Here is a 15,908-nt window from a genome sequence, read left to right as displayed (position 1 = left end):
AGTAACTAGCCGTCTACAATCGTCCCCACGACCCTCCTTCCCCGAAACCCGCGCCGGAGCGTCCTCATGTCGTCTGTCAACCCGGCCCTGTCGGTGTCTTCCGCTCAAGGCGCGACGCTGCCCGGCGTGGCCGCCGCTCCGGCCTCGCACGCGGCGGCGGCGCCTGACCGCTTAGCCGCGCTCCCGCCGCGCACCCGCATGATCCTGACGGCCCCGGTCGCCTCGACGCTCCTCAAACTGGCCGCCCCGAACATCGCGGTGATGATGGTGCAGGCGATCATGAGCGCCGTGGACGCCTTCTATCTCGGGTGGTTGGGGGCGGACGCCCTGGCCGGCGTCGCCCTCGTCTATCCGCTCATCATGCTGATGACCACGATGTCGGCCGGCGGCCTCGGCGGCGGGATCTCGTCGTCGGTGGCGCGGGCGCTCGGGCGGCGTGACCCTGCTGGCGCGGAGGCCCTGGCGACCCACGCCCTGGTCATCATGCTGGTCTTCGCGGCCCTCTTCACGGCCGGTCCGCTGCTGGGCGGCCGGCTGCTCTACACGGCGATGGGCGGCAGCGGCGGCGCGCTGGACGCCGCGCTCACCTACTCGAACATCGTCTTCGCCGGCGCGAGTGTCGTCTGGCTGCTCAACTGCCTTGCCAGCATCCTGCGCGGCAGCGGCCAGATGATGGTCCCGTCGGCTGTGCTGATCGGCGGCGAGGTCGTCCACGTCCTGCTGGCGCCCTGCCTGATCTTCGGGTTCGGTCCGTTGCCAGCCCTCGGCGTGCAGGGGGCGGCCATCGCACTGACCTCGACGCTGGCGCTGCGCGCGCTCCTGCTGGCAGCGTACCTGCTGAGCGGGCGCAGCGCCGTGACGCCGCGCCTGCGCGGCATCAGACTCTCAGGGGCGGCCTTCTGGGAGATCCTGCGCGTCGGCATCCCTGGCGTCGTCAACACGATCCTCACCAACGGCAACATCATGCTGCTGACCAGCCTGGTGGGCGGGTTCGGGACGGCGTCGCTGGCCGGGTACGGACTGGGCGCCCGGCTGGAGTATCTCCAGATCCCGCTGGTCTTCGGGCTGGGCGCGGCGCTGGTGACGATGGTCGGCATGAACGTCGGGGCCGGGCAGGCCGCGCGGGCCAAGCGGATCGCCTGGGTCGGCTCGTGCATGGCGGCCGGCCTCACCGGCGGCATCGGGCTGGCGGCGGCGCTGGTCCCGTGGCTCTGGCTGGGCACATTCACCACCGACCCGGCCGTCCTGGAGGCGGGGACGACCTATCTGCGGATCGTCGGGCCGTTCTACGGCCTGTTCGGGCTGGGCCTTGCGCTCTACTTCTCCTCGCAGGGGGCCGGCCGGCTGTTCTGGCCGCTGGTCGGCGGGACGGCGCGCCTGCTGGTGGCGGCGGGCGGCGGCTGGGTGGCCGTCCATCTGCTCGGCTGGGGGTTGGCCGGTATCTTCGTGGCCACGGCCCTCGGCATGCTGGCCATCGGGAGCATCGTCGGGGTGGCGGTCTACCGGACAGCCTGGGGTCGGACGTAGCGCCAGCGCGATTCCCGGCCTCGGCGGCAGCCAGCCTGCTGAATGGGGTACACCACCACTGTCCGTGCACCATCCCGTGGGGTGGCATGCACCATCCCCTGGCGTGGTTGGAGGCGAGCGCGTGGTGAGCAACGTTGGCACACCCCGGAAGCGGGTCGAGGATCCGCGTCTGCTGCGAGGCGAGGGCGCTTTCGTGGACGACCTGCGGGTGGACGGCTGCCTGCACGCCGTCTTCGTGCGGAGTCCGTATCCGCACGCCAGGATCGTCGGGATCGACGCGGCGGCGGCCAGCGACCTGCCGGGCGTCGTCGCCGTCTTCACCCACACGGACCTCGACTGTCAGATGCCGCCGATCCCCCCGGCCGTCCCCGGAGCGCTGGGGGCGGTCGCGCCGCCGCTCGCCACCGACACCGTCCGCTTCGTGGGCGAGCCGCTGGCCGTGGTCGTGGCCGAGGCGCGGAGCGTCGCCGAGGACGCCGCCGCCCTGGTGGATGTCGAGTACGATCCGCTGCCGGGCGTCGGCACGCCGGCCGCTGCCCTCCGACCGGACGCTCCCCGCCTGCACGCCGAGGTGCCGGGCAACGTCTCGTACCGGGTGACGAAGACCTACGGCGACGTGGACGGGGCGTTCGCGCGGGCAGCCCATCGGGTGGCGGCGCGCGTCGAGCATCAGCGGATCGCCGGCGTGCCGATGGAGCCGCGCGGCCTGCTGGTCAGTCCTGACCAATCAGGAAACCTGATGGTCTGGGCCTCCAGCCAGGCTCCGCACCGGCTGCGGCTCTCGCTGGCGTCCGGACTTGGCATCGACGCCGAGCGCATCCGCGTCGTGGCGCCGGACGTGGGCGGCGGCTTCGGGCTGAAGGGCAGCATGTACCGCGACGACCTCGTCATCGCGGCGGCGGCGCTGCGCCTGGGCCGGCCGGTCAAGTGGACGGCCACCCGTATCGAGGACATGCTCACGACCCAGCACGCCCGTGAGCAGGTGGACGAGGCCGAGGCCGCCCTCGACGCCGATGGCCGGGTGCTGGCGGTCCGCGTCCGTACGACCGGCAACCTCGGGGCCTACCTCCACGCCGGGAACGCCGGCATGTTCCTGCGGATCTCGGCGTTCGGGACCGGCGCGTACCAGATCGGTGCGCTGGAGGCTGAGGCCGCCGCCGTCTTCACCAACACGAACCCGTGCGGGGCGTACCGTGGCGCGGCCCGGCCAGAGGCAGCGGCCATCATCGAGCGGCTGATCGAAGCGGCGGCCCGTGCGCTGGGCGTGCCGCCGGCCGAGCTGCGTCGTCGCAACTTCATCCAGCCGGACCAGTTCCCGTACACCACGCCCAGCGGCTCGCCCTACGACAGCGGCGACTACCCCCGGCTGCTGGACACGGCGCTGAAGCTCTCCGACTACGCCCTGCTGGAGGCCGAGCGCGACCGTCGCCGGGCGGCCGGCGAGCTGGTCGGGCTGGGCGTGACGACGTTCATCGAGCAGACCGGGGCCGGCGGCGAGAGCGGCAAAGTCCAGGTCGAGAGCGATGGCCGCATCGTGGTGACGGTCGGCTCCTCGACGCAGGGCCAGGGGCACAAGACGGTCTTCGCCCAGGTGGTGGCGGACCGCTTCGGCGTACCGTTCGAGCAGGTACGGGTGCAGCAGGGCGACACCAGCCTGATCGCGACGGGCACTGGAACGTTCGGCAGCCGCAGCATGGTCACGGGCGGCGGCGCGGCGGTCATGGCGTCCGACGAGACCATCGAGCGGGCGCTGGAGCTGGCCGCCCGCGAGCTTGAAGTGGCCCGCGAGGATGTCGAGTGGGAGCAGGGCTCGGCCCACATCATCGGGACGCCCGAGCGCGCGGTGACGCTTCAGCAGCTTGCCGCGCTGCCGGGCGCCGAAGCGACCCTCCAGGCGGATGTCTGGTTCGAGTCGCCGCTGAACGGCCCGACGACCTCCGGCGCCTACGTCGCCCTGGTGAGCATCGACTGGGAGACCGGCCGGCTGAACATCGAGCGGTTCACCGTCGTGGACGATTTCGGCGTGGTGGTCAACCCGCTGGTGGCGACGGGCCAGCGGCACGGGGCGTTGGCGCAGGGGCTCGGCGAGGCCGTCTCCGAGCAGATGGCCTACGACGACGAGGGCCAGGTGCTCAGCGCCTCGCTGCTCGACTACGCCATCCCGACCGCCGCCAGCATCCCGCCGTGGCTCCTGGGAAACACGGTGACACCCTCGCCGCTGAACCCGCTCGGCGTCAAGGGCATCGGCGAGGCCGGGCCGATCGGGGTGCCGCCGACGGTGCTGAGCGCCGCGCTGGACGCCCTTGCGCCGCTGGGCGTGACGACGCTCCAGACGCCGCTGACGGCTGAGAAGCTCTGGCGAGCGATCCGGGCCGCCCCACCGGGGAAGGGATAATCCGTGATCCTGAAGATTGTGCAGGTGGGCGAGCCGGTCTTGCGGCAGGTGGCGCGCCCGCTCTCCGAAGCTGAGATCCGCTCTGCCGAGATCCGCCGGCTGATCGGCCTGATGTGGGAGACGATGCGGGACGCGCCGGGCGTCGGGCTGGCCGCGCCGCAGGTCGGCGAGCCGATCCAGTTGCTGGTGATCGAGGATCGCGAGGAGTATCAGCGCATCCTCGCGCCGGAGCGGCTGGCCGAGCGCGAGCGCGAGCCGGTCCCGTTCCACGTCCTCGCCAACCCGATCATCATGTCTACTGACGAGTCTGCCCGCCTGTTCTTCGAGGGCTGCCTGAGCCTGCCCGGCTTCGTGGCGCTGACGGAGCGCCACGCCGCCGTGCGCGTCAGCGGCCTGAACGAGCATGCCGAGCCGGTCACCATCGAGGCGCGCGGCTGGTACGCCCGCATCCTCCAGCACGAGACAGATCACTTGCAGGGCCACCTGTACGTGGACCGGATGCTCTCACGGTCGTTCATGCACGAATCGCAGTATCGGCGGCACTGGCAGGAGCACAGCGTCTCAGAGCTGTGCGCGGCGCTGGGGCTGGAGGCGACCGGATGCTGACCCGCCCGATCCCTCGCAAGCTCGGGCTGAGGCGACGGATACACGCCATCCGTCACCCCATGCGCCGACGGCGGGGACGGGCGTTGGGCCGCCACGAGCGCAATATGGCCGTCGCCTTCAGTCTCCGGTGTGGATAGCCCCCGCGACGGCTGGAGCGATGCCAGCACGTCCGGGTACAGTTCGACAGCGGTGCACGGTTTCCGGGAGCGGCGGGCGCAGCGCAGTCCCTCGCCCTGGCCGCCAGCGCTCCACTGCCGACACCGATCTGTGAGGGGGCGAGCGACTGTGGCAACTTCCCACGCAGACCTTCCGCGCGCCAGCAGCGCAGGCGGCGCCGTGAGTCGGACCCGTGGGCGACGCCTCCTGACCGCTGAGACGGGCGTCGCCTACCTGTTCATCGCGCCGCTGCTCGCGCTGATGCTCGCGTTCATCTACTGGCCGCTCATCTACTCGGCGTACCTGTCTTTGTACGACTGGAACTTCGTCTCGCCAGACTGGCGCTTCGTCGGGGCCAGCAACTACACCCGCCTGCCAGAGGATCCGCGCTTCCGGCTCGCCATCTGGCAGACCGTTGTCTACGTGCTGGCCCTGGTGCCGATCAAGGTCTTCCTGCCGCTGGGGCTGGCGCTGCTGCTCTGGCCGATCCGCCGCTCGCGCGCACAGGGCGTCTACCGGCTGATGCTGTTCACCCCGACGGTCATCTCGTTCGCGGTGGCGGCGCTGGTCTGGCTGTGGATCTTCAACCCGCTGCAGGGCGTGCTGAACCAGTTCATCATGGCGGCCGGCGGGAGCAGGATCAACTGGCTCTCGAACCCGCAGACGGCGATCTGGTGCGTGATCATCGTCTCGACCTGGAAGGTGCTCGGGTTCAACCTGCTGCTCTACCTCGCGGCGCTCGAAGCGGTGCCCGAGGAGTACGTCGAGGCCGGCTCGATTGACGGCGCGGGCGGCTGGGCGCTGATCCGCTACATCCGCTGGCCGCTGATCACCCCGACGTTCTTCTTCATCCTGGTCACCACCATCATCTTCGTCAACGACGAGGTCTTCAGCGCGATCAGCGTGCTGACCGACGGCGGCCCATTCGACCGTTCGATCAACCTCGTCTTCTACCTGTACCAGCAGGCGTTCCGGTACTTCCAGATCGGCGTGGCCAGCGCCGTGGCGATCGTCCTCTCGCTGGCGGTGATCCTGCTGACCTGGCTCCAGTTCCGATTCGTCGAGAGGCACGTGCACTATGGGTAGTCTGGAGGGGCTTGCCACGGCGCAGCCGGTCCTGGCCGCCCGCCGCCCCGTGCCGCTCGCGCAGCGGCTGGGCCACGCCGGGCTGCACGCCATCGTCATCCTGCTCTGCCTGCTGACGATCTTTCCGCTGCTCTGGATGCTCTCGACGGCGATCAAGCCCGGCCCCGAGGTCTTCCGACCGGGCGTCCACCTGATCCCCGACGCGCCGACGTTCGACAACTTCCCGGAGGCGTTCAGGGCGTTCCCGATCGGCTGGTGGTTCTTCAACAGCACCATCATCGCCGTGGCGACGACGCTCGGGAAGCTGGCGGTCAGCCTGCCGGCCGCCTACGCGTTCACCCGGCTCGACTTCCCTGGTCGGCGGCTCTGCTTCTCGCTGGTGCTCGGCACGATGATCGTCCCGTTCGTGGTGACGGTCATCCCCAGCTACCTGATCGTGGCGAAGCTCGACTGGCTGAACACGCGCCTCGGCGTCATCGTGCCGTCCGTCGCGCACACGGCGTTCTACGTGTTCCTGCTGCGCCAGTACATCATGACGCTGCCCCAGGAGCTGTTCGACGCCGCCCGCATCGACGGGGCCGGCCCGGCCACGATCCTCTGGCGCATCGTCATGCCGAACGTGCGGCCGGCCATCGCCGTGGTCACCATCCTGGCGTTTCTGGCGGCCTGGAACCAGTACATCTGGCCGCTGCTGGTGCTGAACGAGATCAACACGAAGACGCTGGCCGTCGGGATGCAGTTCTTCGCGCGGAACTCGGACTCGACGCAGCTGTGGGGCGCGATGATGGCGACGGCGACGCTGGCGACGATCCCGCCGTTGACGCTGTACGCCTTCGCGCAGAAGCGGATCATCTCGACGTTCGTGACCTCGGGCATCAAGGGGTGAGGTCTCTCTTGAGGAGCACGGCATGACGCCACTGCTGTACGGACATCGCGGCGCGAAGGGCGAGGCCCCCGAGAACACGCTGACGGGCTTCGCCTACGCCCAGCGCGTCGGGGTGACGGCCTTCGAGCTGGACGTGCGTCTCTCGGCGGACGGCGAGCTGATGGTGATCCACGATGCGGATGTGGACCGCACCACCAACGGCCACGGCCCGGTGTCCGACTTTACGGCCCGCGAGTTGGCGGCGCTCGACGCGCGGGCGGCCTTCCCGGACTGGCCCGAGCCGGCCGGCGTGCCGCGCCTGGCCGACGTGCTGGATGCGTTCGGCAGCCAGCACTACCAGATCGAGATCAAAACGGACGCACCCGAGCACCTCGAGATCGTCGCGGCGAAGCTGGTGGAGCTGATCGAGCGGTCCGGCATCGTCGCGCGGACCGAGGTCGCGTCGTTCGACCCGGCCGCCCTGGAGATCATGCGGCGGATCGCCCCCGAGATCCCGCGCGCATTCATCGGCCGGTACGACACGCCCGACTTCCTGGCCACGGCGATCTCGCTTCAGTGCGCCGGCGCGTGCATCCCCCACAAGACCAGCACGCGTGCCACGGTGGACGCGGCCCACGCGGCCGGATTGCACGTCACGGGCTGGCTCGGGAACACCCAGGACGATGTGCGGCTGCTGCTGGACTGGCGCGTCGAGAGCATCACGTCGGACACGCCGAGCGTGGCCCTGCCGTACCTGCGCGCAGCCGCCGCATCGTAGCCCGTGGGCGGCCCTGTTCGAGCGTCTCGCTCAGGGTGTTCGCAGGGCGATTGCACGATGGGCGCGTCGTGCAGGGTCATCAGCCCTCGACTGCGCTACGGTGATTCGAGCTGTGAGACGGTCGTTCAGCGCGCGTCAGTAGCCGCGCTGCTTGTCTACCACGTTCAGCAGCGGCTCGCCGCGCACGAACCGGCCCAGGTTGTCCAGGAACAGCGCGATGACCCGCGCCTCCATGTGTGGCGACGAGGCTGAGTTGTGGGGCGTGATGAAGACGTTCGGCAGATCGTACAGCGGGCTGTCTTTGGGGAGCGGCTCCTTCTGGAACGTGTCGAGGCAGGCGTAGCCGAGCTGCTCCTCGCGGAGCGCATCGATCAAGGCCGGCTCGTCCACCACGTCGCCGCGCGCCACGTTGACGAGGATCGCCGTCGGCTTCATCAGGCCGATCTCGCGGCGGCCCAGCAGCCCCCGACTGGTGGCGTTCAGCGCCAGCGCCAGGATGACGTAGTCGGACTCGGCCAGCAGCCGGTCGAGGCCGTCCGGGCCGTACACGCGCTCGACACCTGGTGGCGGCTCGGGGGTGGGCGTGCGCCGCAGCCCGACCACCCGCGCGCCGAACGCGGCGCACAGCCGCCCGACCTCCTCCCCGATACGCCCCAGCCCGACGATCCCGACGGTGCTGCCGCGCAGCTCGCGCTTGGGGCGGCGGCCCCAGCGGCGCTCGACCTGATCGAAGGCATGATCCGGCAGCCGCTTGGTGGCGGCCAGCACCAGGGCCATCGTCATCTCGGCCATCGGGACCGTGTGGATCGATGCACCGTTCGTCAGCAGCAGGTCGCTGGCGATGATCTCCTCGTTCAGCAGGCCGTCAACGCCCACCCCATGCGACTGGAACCAGCGGAGCGTCGGCGCTTCTCGCAGCAGCCGCGCGATGACCGGCGCGCCAAACGCCTTCAGGACGCGGTCGTTCGGGAAGTAGCGCAGGATCACCTCGGCCCCAACAGGCGAGCCCTGCATCTCGCCGTCGCCGCTGATGCCGACCGTCTCCGCGCCCGGCACGACGTTCGCAATCTCTGGCGCCAGCCGCTCGACCAGGAAGTCCGGCACGATAACTTTCATCAGCTCACACTCACAGGGGCACGGAGTGGGCGCGCGTCCACTCCCAGTCGATCTCGACGCCGAGGCCGGGGGTCGTCGGCGCGTGCATCAGCCCGTCTGGCCCGGGGTTGGCGTAGGCCATGAGGCCGTAGTCGTAGCGGTCCTCGGGCACCAGCACCTCGTACCAGCCGCAGTTCGGGATCGCCAGCGAGACGTGCAGGTTGGCCCAGTTCATGATCGGGCTGGCGCCGTGGTGGATCTCGAGCGGCATGTTGAACGCCTCGCACAGATGAGCGGTCTTCAGGACGCCGGTGATGCCGCCCTTCCAGTAGACGTCCGAGCGGAGATGGTCGCCGGCGCCGCGCAGGATGTACTCCGTCGAGAGGTTGGCGTGCCCGGGGACCACCTCGGCCACCTGGACCGGGATGTCCAGCGCCCGCGACAGCTCGGCGTAGCCGGTGAAGTCGTAGTCGCGCAGGGGCTCCTCGTACCAGACGAAGCCCAGCCGCTCGATGGCCCGCCCGACGCGCATCGCCTCGTCGCGGGTGTAGACGCCGCCGGGATCGAGCATCAGCGGGAAGTCTGGCCCGACCGCCTCGCGGACGGCCCGGCAGAGCGCGATGTCCTCGTTCGCCCGGCCGGTGGGGTGGATCTTGTAGGCGCCGTAGCCGCGCTCGCGGATGTCGTCCACCTCGCGAAGGTAGGCGTCGACGCTCTCCATGTGGGCCGACGACGCGTAGGCCGGCAGGCTCTCGCGGCAGCCGCCGAGCAGCTTCCAGACGGGCAGGTTGAGCGCCTTGCCGGCGATGTCCCAGAGGGCCACGTCGATGGCGCTGGTGGCGAAGATCGGCAGGTAGCCGGCCCGCTCCAGCTTCGCGAGGCTCTGCCAGATGCGCTCGCGGTTCAGCGGGTCCTGGCCGATCGCCCTCGGCGCGGCGACCGTCAGGATCGGGTCGGCCAGCGCCCGGCCGCCGCTGCCGCCCTGGGCGCGCGCCGAGCCGTACCCGACGATGCCCTCGTCCGTGACGACCTCGACCAGCGAGATCGCCTGCTGGCCGCCCCAGCGCGCGCCGTGGAGCGGCGGCATCGGGTGCTGCACGATGGTGACACGAACGTCGGTGATCTTCACGCGTTCCTCATCTCCTCACGACGATCATTGTGGACGGCTCCGTCTGCGATGGGATTGTCCGGCGCCGCAGTCGCTGACGCATCTCGTGCTGAGTGCAGCGGAGCATCTCCCAAGCTTTCCCGTCGGCGGGTGAGATCCTTCGCAGGCTCAGGATGACAGTGCTGAGGCTACCCCTTCAGGCCGCTGACGGTGATGCCCTGGACGAAGAACCGCTGGAAGATGAAGAAGACGAGGATCAGCGGCGTCACGGCGGCCACCACCGCGGCCATCACGAGGTGCCACTCCACGAACATGCCCATCAAGCCGTACAGGCCGAGGATGATGGTGCGTACGTCCGCGCGCTGCAAGAAGACCAGCGGTCCGAGGAAGTCGTTCCAGGTGTTCTGGAAGGCGAAGATGGCGACGGCCGCCAGCGCCGGCTTCGAGAGCGGCAGCATGATCCGCCACCAGATGTGCAGCTCGCCGGCCCCGTCGATGCGGGCGGCGTCCACCAGCTCCGGCGGGATCGTCAGGAAGAACTGCCGCATCAGGAAGATGAAGAACGGCGTGCCGAAGAACGACGGCACGATCAGCGGCAGGAACGTGTTGATCCAGCCGAGCTTCTGGAAGAGGATGAACAGCGGCACCAGCCGCACGACGAACGGCATCAGCAGGGTCGCGAGCAGGATGATGAACAGGGTGTCCCGCCCGGGGAAGCGGAACCGCGCGAACCCGTACGCCACCAGCGAGCACGACAGAATCTCGCCGACGATGACGGCGGTGGCGATGATGACGGTGTTCTTGACGTAGAGCGAGAACGGCAGCAGCCGGAACAGCGCCTCGGGGTAGTTGTCCAGGGTGAAGTAGGTGAACCAGAGGTCGGGCGGATAGGTGAACGCCTTGTCGGCCGGGCGCGTCGAGATCAGCAGCATCAGGTAGAGCGGCATCAGCATGATGAGGCTGACCGCGCCGAGCGCCAGGAACGTCAGGACGGTGTCGAGGGTCCGCCGCTGCTTGCCGGAGAGCAGTTGTCGGGGGCGGGCCGGGCCGGCGGCGAGGCTAGATGCGCTCATAATGCACCCAGTTGCGCGAGGAGCGCAGCACGACGATGGTCAACAGCAGCACGATCGCGAACAGGATCGCCGAGAGCGCCGACGCGTACCCCATCTGGAAGAACTGGAACGCCTGCCGGTAGATGTACAGGACGTAGAAGAGGGTGGCGTCGTTCGGGCCGCCGCGCGTCAGGATGAACGCGTAGGCGAACACCTGGAAGCTGTTGATGATGTCGATGATGACGTTGTAGAGGATCACCGGCGTCATCAGCGGCACCGTCACGTTCCAGAGTTTGCCCCAGGCGCCAGCGCCGTCGATCTCGGCGGCTTCGTACAACTGGTCCGGGATGCCGCCCAGGCCGGCCAGAAAGATGATCATCGGGATGCCGACGTGCCAGAGCGAGACGAACACGACGACCGGCTTGACCCAGGCCTCGCTGGTCAGCCAGTTGATCTCTGGCAGCCCGAGCATGCCGCCGAAGTAGTTGACGTATCCCATGCGCGGATCGAGCAGGATGCGCCAGATCACCGACATGGCGACAATCGGGATCATCGACGGCAGGTAGATGGCCGTGCGGAAGATGCCGATGCCCCGCACGGCGCGGTTGAGCAGCAGCGCCAGCGCGAACGCCAGCGACAGGTGCAGCGGCACGCGGATGCCGACGTAGACCACGGTGTTGACGAGCGAGGTCAGGAACTGCGGGTCGTCGGTGAAGATGCGCTCGTAGTTGCGCGTGCCGACGAAGGTCGGCTCGGAGAGGATCGGGTACTCGGTGAGGGAGAGGTAGAAGACGGCCAGGATCGGCCCGGCCGTGAACGCGAGCATCCCGAAGATCCACGGCGAGATAAAGGCGTACCCGTAGAGCGCCTCACGACGCGCGAGCGAGATGCGCCGCGCGCCGGCCGCGTCGGCGGTGGTCGGGGCTGCCCGTTCTGGTCGGGCCTGAGCCATGATACGCGTCTCCTGGTGGCAGCGCTGGGGATTTCGGCCGCTCGCCGGCGAGCGGCCGAAATCCCCAGCGCCTGGATGTCCCTCGCTGGCAGGCCTCAGCTCTTCTTGCGCTTCGCGTTCCAGTCGTCGAGCAACTGCTGGGCACGGCGAGCGCCGGTCTCCAGCGCCGCCTTGGGCTGCTGCCGCTCGTAGAGGATCGCCTCGTTCATGTCCAGGTAGATCTGCTCGAACTGCGGCTGGATCGGGGTTGTCGGCACCGAGATGTTGTTGGCGAGGTTGCCCGTGACCACCGACCAGTACGGGTTCGACTTCGCCAGCTCAGGGTTCTCGTTGCAGGCGATGACGGGCGACGGCCGGTTCTGCTTCTCGACGAAGGTGCAGGCGTTCTTCGAGGTGGTCGTGAACTTGACCCACTCCCAGGCCGCTTCCTGATCCTTGCCGGTCCGCGCGATGGAGAACATCCAGCCGCCGGTGGTCGGGGTGGCGCCCTTCGAGGCCGGGTTGTTGGCGTTCTTCGGGAAGTCGTAGGCGGCGTACTTGAGGTTGGGGTTCTTCTGCTGCATCTGGAAGAACCACCACGAGCCGTTGACGCAGCAGACATACTTCTCAGGGGCCCAGTCTTCGGGCTGGATCACGTTCTTCGGATCGCTGGCGATGGCGACGCTCTCGTACTTGCCGCCCTGCGCCTTGACGAACTGGACGAGCCACTCGGCGGCCTGGACGCTGGCCTCGTCGTTCCAGGTGATCTGCTTGAGGGCATCGTCCCAGTACTTGCCGCCGTTGGCGTAGGTCCAGACCTGGTGCGCCGACATCCCGGTGGAGATCTTGCCGGGGTCCATCACGAGCAGCCCGGCCTTCTTCGCCGGCTCCACGAGCGCATCGAGATCCTGCCAGGTCTGGATCGGCTTCTTCGGATCGACGCCGATCTTCTCCAGCAGGCCGGTGTTGACGAAGAGCATGTGCAGGGCGCCGGCGGTGACGTTGGGGAGGCCGTACGTCTTCCCCTCCCAGGTCCGGCTCGCCAGCTCACCCGCGTAGTACCACTCCTTCTTGACGTTGTCGCGGGCCATCAGGTCGTCGATGGGCAGCAGGGCGTTCTGCTCGGCGAAGAACGCGGTGTTGTCGGACTTGACCATCATCACGTTGGGGGGCGCGCCGCCGGCCAGCGCCGTGACCTGCTTCTCGCGGAGCGGCGAGCAGTCTGCGAGGTCGCTTTCGACCTTGATGCCAGGGTAGATGGCGTTGAAGTCCTTGATCCAGCCCTCGATGAGCGGGATGCGTGCCCCGCCCCAGCAGTTCGAAAACTGGATCGCGCCCTTGACGTCCGGATAGGCCAGGTAGTCGCGGCCAAGGGCGGCGACGACGGTGCCGGCCGGGCCGCCGGTCTTGGCGGCGGGGGCGGCCTGGGCGGCGGCCGGCTTGGCGGCTTCGGCGGGCTTCGCCGCCTCGGCCGGCTTGGCGGCGGTCGGCTGGGCCGCGGCAGCCGGCGCAGCCGGCTTACTCTCAGCCGGCTTACTCTCAGCCGGCTTGGCGTCGGCGGGCTTGGTCTCGGCCGGCCTGGCCGGGGCCGACGTCGACGGCGCGCACGCGGCTGCGAGCGCGGCGACCGACACGACGAGGCCGGCCCGTAGGAGGTCACGACGGGAACGTCGCCGGCTGCGCTGCACTACGTCCTGATGCATGGGTGCTCCCCCTGGCGCTCCTGTGCGCCGCTGAACGGTGACCCCCGACTTCAGGAAGGCCACCGGAGCCAGTCGCTCGACCTCGACGGTGAGGTGAGCGCACATATCGTACGTCGGCCGCTAGTAGGCCGGCTTCTCCGAGAACCAGTCTGGTCGCTCGCGGTCCAGGTAGGCATCGTGGATCTCATCGGTGCGGTAGTGGGCGAGCTTGTCCAGGTCAAGCTCGACGCCCAGCCCGGAGCCGGTCGGGACCGGCATCCGCCCCTCGACAATCTGGTGCTTCTGGGTGATGACGTCGTCGACGATGATCTGGTCGCTGGTGTCGATGGCGAGCGTCATGTTCGGCGTGGAGGCGGCCAGGTGGAGGTAGGCCGCCTCGGAGATGCCCGGCTCGGAGCCGCTGTGCAGGCCGACGGCGATGTCGGCCGCCTCGACGCGCTCGATCTTCATCGGGTGACGCCTGCAGGCTGCCGGTCCATCCGGAACGCATCGACCTTGTCCCAGTCCAGCTCGACGCCCAGGCCGGGGCCGGTCGGCGCCTGGAGGTGGCCGTCCTCGAAGAGGATGGGTGTCTTGAGGATGTCGTGGCGCAGCGGGTTCAGCAGCTGGTTGTACTCGTAGATCAGGAAGCCGGGCATCGCCGCGCACCACTGGAGCGTGGCCGCCAGGCCGATGCCCGAGCCGACCCCGTGCGGCGACACCTTCAGATTCTCGGTGTGGACCAGGGTGGCGATGCGCTGGCACTCGGAGATGCCGCCCGCCTTGGTGATGTTCGGCATGAAGATGTCGGCCGCCTCGGCGCGGAGCAGATCTCTGAAGGTGTACACGCTCGAGCTTTGCTCGCCCGTCGCGACGGGGAGATTGACCGAGCGGCGGACGTGGGCCATCCCGGTCAGGTCTTCGGGTGGGACCGGCTCTTCGAGCCAGTAGCAGGCGTACGGCTCGACCGCTCGCGCCAGGGCGATGGCCCCGCGCGCGTCGAGGGCGGCGTTCACGTCGAGCAGCAGCGGCATGGCTGGGCCGATGACCTCGCGGACGGCGGCGACCCGGTCTACGTCGTCGGCCAGCGCCCCGCCGACCTTCACCTTGACCGCCGTGAACCCCTTCGCCAGGAACTCGCAGGCGCGCTCGCGGGCCGTGTCGGGATCGCACAGGGTGACCGGGCTGGCGTAGCACCAGAGCCGGTCGCGGATCGGCCCGCCGAGCAGCACCGAGATCGGCTGGCCGAACGCCTTGCCCTTCAGATCCCAGAGTGCGATATCCACGCCGGCCACCGCCTGGGTGTGATACCCCTCGGTGTGGAAGGCGCCGATGGCGAACATCGCCTGCCAGAGCGCCTCGGTGCGGAGCGGATCGCGCCCGAGCAGGGCCGGCGCGAGGACGTGCTCGACGACCGCCGCGCTCACGCGGGGATCGCGCAGGCCGTACGCCTCGCCGACCCCGACGAGGCCGTCGTCCGTCTCGATGCGGATGAGGCAGGTGTACTGGCCGGTCCGCGGCGCGCCGACGTTGGCGAAGTTGGCGCTCGGGAACAGCATGTGGCGGGGCACCCGGTCAAGCCCGCCGTAGATCTGCTCGAAGGTGGCTGCCAGGGGGATCGCCTCGACGCGAACGATTTTCATGCTGGCGTCCTCTCCATTGAGTCCAGAGTGCGTCCAGAAGCACCGGTGGCCGGGCTGTGCGGACTAGACCACGGCCTGCGCGGCTTCCTTCGCGCGCATCTTGTCGATGATCTCGGCGGCCGAGCGCCGGCTGTGATCGTCAGACGCCTTGATGGCGGCGTCGAAGTCCCGCGCCCGGAGCGCCGCCAGAATGGCGCGGTGCTCGGTCATGACCTCGACGGCGCGGTGATGCGGCAGCGAGACGCCAGCCCGGAACCGACTGCAACGGTGCATCAGCTCGCGGTAGAGCTGGTGCAGCTCGGCGTTGCCGCTCGCCTCGACCATCTTGAGGTGGAACTGGCGGTTGAGCCGGTCGACGGTGGCGGTGTCGCGCTGGCGGGTGGCGACCTCCATCTGGGCTTGCAGCTCTTCGAGAAGCGTGAGCGTCTGCTCGTCCATGCGCGGGAACGCCAGCCGCATCCCGAGATCGCAGAGGACGTGGCGGATCGGGTAGATCTGCTCGGCCTGCGCGACGGAGATCGGGGCGACGCGCGCCCCGACGTGCAGCTCGGTTTCGACGAACCGCTCGGCCTCCAGCTGCTTGATCGCCTCGCGGATCGGGATCTTCGAGATCCCCAGCTCGCGTGCCAGCCCGTCGATGGAGAGCGCCTGCCCCGGCTCGTAGTGGAAGTCGAGGATGCGCTGCCTGAGAAGGTCGTAGACGGCCTGGGCCTTGCTCTTGAACTGGAGAGCATCGAGGGGCATAGGGGGCAGGGCCTCACCTGTGGTCTGGCGCGGATATCGTATACGGTAGACGATCCTACCATGCTCGATGGCGGCTGTCAAGGGGACGCCATGCCCTGCCAGGGCAATCGCATGTTGGGTGTGTCGTGCCGCCGCGTCGGGGCTTGAAAGCCCCGCCTACGATCCTGCAGTCGCTGCGCGACGCTCCAGTCGCACCAGTGCCTGCCGTTCCCGACGACCGTCGCGCAGCGACTGAATGCG

The 15,908-nt window shown here is 69.2% G+C and carries 14 protein-coding genes; 6 read left to right on the top strand and 8 right to left on the bottom strand.

Translation table 11 applies throughout. From position 1 onward, the window contains the following. Nucleotides 1-66: 66 nt before the first annotated feature. The 6 genes from IT306_30320 to IT306_30295 all read left to right on the top strand — a co-directional run bounded on the left by IT306_30320 (nucleotide 67) and on the right by IT306_30295 (nucleotide 7,413). Nucleotides 67-1,527 carry an MATE family efflux transporter gene (locus IT306_30320; GenBank protein ID MCC7372746.1) on the top strand — a complete coding sequence of 487 codons (1,461 nt, stop codon included), beginning with the start codon at nucleotides 67-69 and terminating at the stop codon, nucleotides 1,525-1,527. Between the two features lie 121 nt (nucleotides 1,528-1,648). Beyond that, a complete protein-coding gene (locus tag IT306_30315) occupies nucleotides 1,649-3,922 on the top strand; it encodes a xanthine dehydrogenase family protein molybdopterin-binding subunit (GenBank protein ID MCC7372745.1) in 2,274 nt (757 codons plus the stop codon). Between the two features lie 3 nt (nucleotides 3,923-3,925). Next, nucleotides 3,926-4,528: a peptide deformylase gene (gene def / locus IT306_30310; protein ID MCC7372744.1), complete on the top strand. Its 603-nt coding sequence runs from the start codon at nucleotides 3,926-3,928 to the stop codon at nucleotides 4,526-4,528. A gap of 336 nt (nucleotides 4,529-4,864) precedes the next feature. Further along, on the top strand, nucleotides 4,865-5,770 hold the full coding sequence (locus IT306_30305; protein MCC7372743.1) for a sugar ABC transporter permease: 906 nt from the start codon (nucleotides 4,865-4,867) through the stop codon (nucleotides 5,768-5,770). Beyond that, nucleotides 5,763-6,656, top strand: a complete 894-nt coding sequence (locus tag IT306_30300; GenBank protein MCC7372742.1) for a carbohydrate ABC transporter permease — start codon at nucleotides 5,763-5,765, stop codon at nucleotides 6,654-6,656. Before IT306_30305 ends, IT306_30300 begins: the two co-directional genes overlap by 8 nt. A gap of 22 nt (nucleotides 6,657-6,678) precedes the next feature. Further along, nucleotides 6,679-7,413: a glycerophosphodiester phosphodiesterase gene (locus IT306_30295; protein MCC7372741.1), complete on the top strand. Its 735-nt coding sequence runs from the start codon at nucleotides 6,679-6,681 to the stop codon at nucleotides 7,411-7,413. Between the two features lie 135 nt (nucleotides 7,414-7,548). Here the strand turns inward: IT306_30295 and IT306_30290 are convergent, their stop codons facing one another. From IT306_30290 to IT306_30255, 8 genes are all read right to left on the bottom strand, one after another. Next, entirely contained in the window at nucleotides 7,549-8,529 is a 981-nt protein-coding gene (locus tag IT306_30290; GenBank protein MCC7372740.1) for a D-2-hydroxyacid dehydrogenase, read from the bottom strand. Nucleotides 8,530-8,539: 10 nt separating this feature from the next. Further along, nucleotides 8,540-9,595, bottom strand: a complete 1,056-nt coding sequence (locus IT306_30285) for a mandelate racemase (GenBank protein ID MCC7372739.1) — start codon at nucleotides 9,593-9,595, stop codon at nucleotides 8,540-8,542. A gap of 209 nt (nucleotides 9,596-9,804) precedes the next feature. Further along, complete coding sequence (locus tag IT306_30280; protein ID MCC7372738.1) at nucleotides 9,805-10,689, bottom strand: carbohydrate ABC transporter permease; 885 nt, start codon at nucleotides 10,687-10,689, stop codon at nucleotides 9,805-9,807. Further along, entirely contained in the window at nucleotides 10,676-11,620 is a 945-nt protein-coding gene (locus IT306_30275; GenBank protein MCC7372737.1) for a sugar ABC transporter permease, read from the bottom strand. Before IT306_30275 ends, IT306_30280 begins: the two co-directional genes overlap by 14 nt. A gap of 95 nt (nucleotides 11,621-11,715) precedes the next feature. Next, on the bottom strand, nucleotides 11,716-13,302 hold the full coding sequence (locus tag IT306_30270; GenBank protein MCC7372736.1) for an extracellular solute-binding protein: 1,587 nt from the start codon (nucleotides 13,300-13,302) through the stop codon (nucleotides 11,716-11,718). A 120-nt stretch (nucleotides 13,303-13,422) separates the two neighbouring features. Continuing rightward, entirely contained in the window at nucleotides 13,423-13,752 is a 330-nt protein-coding gene (locus IT306_30265; GenBank protein MCC7372735.1) for a hypothetical protein, read from the bottom strand. Then, nucleotides 13,749-14,924, bottom strand: coding sequence for a mandelate racemase/muconate lactonizing enzyme family protein (locus IT306_30260; protein ID MCC7372734.1), 1,176 nt, complete (start codon nucleotides 14,922-14,924; stop codon nucleotides 13,749-13,751). Before IT306_30260 ends, IT306_30265 begins: the two co-directional genes overlap by 4 nt. A gap of 63 nt (nucleotides 14,925-14,987) precedes the next feature. Then, nucleotides 14,988-15,668: a GntR family transcriptional regulator gene (locus tag IT306_30255; protein MCC7372733.1), complete on the bottom strand. Its 681-nt coding sequence runs from the start codon at nucleotides 15,666-15,668 to the stop codon at nucleotides 14,988-14,990. Nucleotides 15,669-15,908 lie beyond the last annotated feature (240 nt).

Source organism: Chloroflexota bacterium (genome assembly GCA_020850535.1).
Lineage (GTDB): Bacteria > Chloroflexota > UBA6077 > UBA6077 > JACCZL01 > JADZEM01.
Note: the sequence above shows the minus strand (reverse complement) of the source record. Positions and strands in the feature narration are given on the sequence as shown.

What these genes read in the sequence shown, in the direction of transcription:
- IT306_30320 (MCC7372746.1), top strand. Translation starts at nt 67, where the DNA reads ATGTCGTCTGTCAACCCGGCCCTGTCGGTGTCTTCCGCTCAAGGCGCG.
- IT306_30300 (MCC7372742.1), top strand. Translation starts at nt 5,763, where the DNA reads ATGGGTAGTCTGGAGGGGCTTGCCACGGCGCAGCCGGTCCTGGCCGCC.
- IT306_30295 (MCC7372741.1), top strand. Translation starts at nt 6,679, where the DNA reads ATGACGCCACTGCTGTACGGACATCGCGGCGCGAAGGGCGAGGCCCCC.
- IT306_30290 (MCC7372740.1), bottom strand. Translation starts at nt 8,529, where the DNA reads ATGAAAGTTATCGTGCCGGACTTCCTGGTCGAGCGGCTGGCGCCAGAG.
- IT306_30285 (MCC7372739.1), bottom strand. Translation starts at nt 9,595, where the DNA reads ATGCCGCCGCTCCACGGCGCGCGCTGGGGCGGCCAGCAGGCGATCTCG.
- IT306_30280 (MCC7372738.1), bottom strand. Translation starts at nt 10,689, where the DNA reads ATGAGCGCATCTAGCCTCGCCGCCGGCCCGGCCCGCCCCCGACAACTG.
- IT306_30275 (MCC7372737.1), bottom strand. Translation starts at nt 11,620, where the DNA reads ATGGCTCAGGCCCGACCAGAACGGGCAGCCCCGACCACCGCCGACGCG.
- IT306_30270 (MCC7372736.1), bottom strand. Translation starts at nt 13,302, where the DNA reads ATGCATCAGGACGTAGTGCAGCGCAGCCGGCGACGTTCCCGTCGTGAC.
- IT306_30265 (MCC7372735.1), bottom strand. Translation starts at nt 13,752, where the DNA reads ATGAAGATCGAGCGCGTCGAGGCGGCCGACATCGCCGTCGGCCTGCAC.
- IT306_30260 (MCC7372734.1), bottom strand. Translation starts at nt 14,924, where the DNA reads ATGAAAATCGTTCGCGTCGAGGCGATCCCCCTGGCAGCCACCTTCGAG.
- IT306_30255 (MCC7372733.1), bottom strand. Translation starts at nt 15,668, where the DNA reads ATGCCCCTCGATGCTCTCCAGTTCAAGAGCAAGGCCCAGGCCGTCTAC.